This window comes from Endozoicomonas sp. ONNA1 (assembly GCF_024606325.1).
Classification (GTDB): Bacteria; Pseudomonadota; Gammaproteobacteria; order Pseudomonadales; family Endozoicomonadaceae; genus Endozoicomonas_A.
On sequence record NZ_JAHHPN010000126.1, the window covers coordinates 1 to 1,359 of the forward strand.

Annotated in this window: 2 protein-coding genes; both read right to left on the reverse strand. The window is 49.3% G+C overall.

What is annotated here, in order from left to right; all coding sequences use genetic code 11:
• The coding region (gene ltrA / locus KDK19_RS02785) for a group II intron reverse transcriptase/maturase (RefSeq protein ID WP_257291305.1) at window positions 1-764 on the reverse strand (764 nt) is incomplete at its 3' end.
• Window positions 765-1,163: 399 nt separating this feature from the next.
• Window positions 1,164-1,359 (reverse strand): hypothetical protein (locus KDK19_RS02790; protein ID WP_257288468.1); only part of this gene is annotated, 196 nt, incomplete at its 5' end.

Here is a 1,359-nt window from a genome sequence, read left to right on the forward strand (position 1 = left end):
AGTCCACATTCTGCAAACCTGTCCCGTAGTGCCGACAGCATACCCTGAGCCTCTTCTTCACTTCGACAGTGCGCCAGCCCATCGTCTGCATACCTGCACCATTTCACATGCGGATAGTGCTTCTGCATCCATTTATCGAATACGTAATGGAGAAACAGATTTGCTAACACCGGACTGATAACACCTCCCTGAGGTGTGCCTTGTGTACGTTCTATACACTCACCACTCTCATTGATCATTGGCGCTTTCAGCCACCGCTCTACGTAGAGTAACAGCCATTTGCAGCGGGTGTGTTTGCTCACCGCTTTCATCAGCAATTCATGTGAAATGTTGTCGAACAGTCCTTTGATATCAAATTCCAGAACCCAGTCCTGATGCCAGCATCGTTTTCTTGTAACACGTATGGCATCAATTGCCGATTTACCCGGCCTGTACCCATAGGAATCCCTGAGAAAGAATGGTTCTACCAAAGGCTCAAAGTAGAGCTTGGCAACCATCTGGGCTATTCGGTCGGATATCGTTGGGATACCCAGTAACCGTTTTCCCCCTGACTTTTTGGGTATGGGGACCGCTTTGACAGCAGGAGGGAAGTAACTCCCTGCTGTCATGCGGTTCCAGATTTTGTATAGGTTGTTCTTTAAGTCTTTCTCAAACTCGGCCATTGACTCCCTGTCAATACCCGCTGCCCCTTTATTAGCTTTCACCAACTGATAGGCTTTGACGACTTGCCATTTGTCGATGTTGAATCGATGTGTACCTGTCACGATATCTCCTCCTGTTTTCGCAGTTGGATACCCGACAGATACCGTTTAACACTGCCCCTTCGCTCCATACTCATTACAAGTATTTCTACACTAATACGGGCAGTTCCGCCCCAGTGCCAGACATTGGTACTCTCACGCTTATCACTTTGATGACTTGCGTTTCTCCCTTGGCAGTCTGACGACTGGTTCCCACAGTTCCTGAGAGGAGCCTGGAATGAGATCACGCCCACTTTACACCGGACACCACTTACACGGCCTTCGGAGCAACCTGTAAATTGATCACCAACCTTAGACGCTGCTGGCTTTTGATGTCGAATCTCTGGTTTACGATGCGTCATCATGGGTTCGATAACTCGTCTTCTCATTCCTCACCTGCACACCTGATCGGTGCACGTCTCTTCAACGCTCACCACGAGCACTCTTAATGCACGCAGCTTGAAGTGGTTTGAAGCCGACTTCCGACAGTAGACTTCGGTGGGCCATACCACCATCTCCTCCCAAGCTTAGCCACAGTTCTGTTGCATTATCCTTATGCAGCCAGTCCGTGTGCCTGTGGCACACCATCGAGTTTCCAGTGAAGCTTATTCTCGATGTG